The sequence below is a fragment of the Halomonas sp. ND22Bw genome (assembly GCF_003011945.1).
Classification (GTDB): domain Bacteria; phylum Pseudomonadota; class Gammaproteobacteria; order Pseudomonadales; family Halomonadaceae; genus Halomonas; species Halomonas halophila.
In genome coordinates this window covers 1-629 of record NZ_PXWD01000057.1, presented here as the reverse complement: position 1 = coordinate 629, position 629 = coordinate 1, and the positions used below count along the sequence as shown (strand labels likewise).

Below are 629 nucleotides of genomic sequence, written 5' to 3'. Positions count from 1 at the left end.
GTGCCCACTCGACCGGGTCAACCGACAGTTCAAGGCCGCGTGCCCGAACAGGCTGTGGGTCGCGGATTTTACCTACGTCGCGACCTTGGGCGGCTTCGTCTATGCGGCTTTCGTCATCGATGTCTTCGCTCGCCGGATCGTGGGCTGGCGCGTGTCGCGTTCGGCGCGGGCGGACTTCGTGCTCGATGCCCTGGAGCAGGCCCTGCACGAGCGCCGCCCCTTCGCAGGCAGCGGTCTCGTCTGTCACTCCGACCGCGGATCGCAATACGTGAGCATCCGATACACCGAGCGCCTTGCTGAAGCGGGCATCGAACCCTCCGTCGGCAGCGTCGGTGACTCGTACGATAATGCTCTCGCAGAGACCGTGATCGGACTGTTCAAGACCGAGGTCATCCACCGGCGCGGCCCGTGGCGGTCGTTCGAAGCCGTAGAGTTCGCCACCCTCGAATGGGTAGATTGGTTCAATCACCGTCGGCTGCTCGAACCGATCGGCAACGTGCCTCCCGCCGAAGCGGAAGCGCGCTACTATGCACAAACCGAGGCGCAAGCCTTGGCAGCCTGACCCAAACCAAATGGCCTCCGGGAAACCCGGCGCGGTTCAATCCGGCCAGTTAGCATCCCGGCAGGAC

At 64.4% G+C, this 629-nt stretch carries 1 protein-coding gene; it reads left to right on the top strand.

Annotated elements, in window-relative coordinates:
• Positions 1 to 562, top strand: a 562-nt coding sequence (locus tag CVH10_RS16940) for an IS3 family transposase (RefSeq protein WP_146142957.1), incomplete at its 5' end; no start/stop codon positions are given.
• Between the last annotated feature and the right edge of the window lie 67 nt (positions 563 to 629).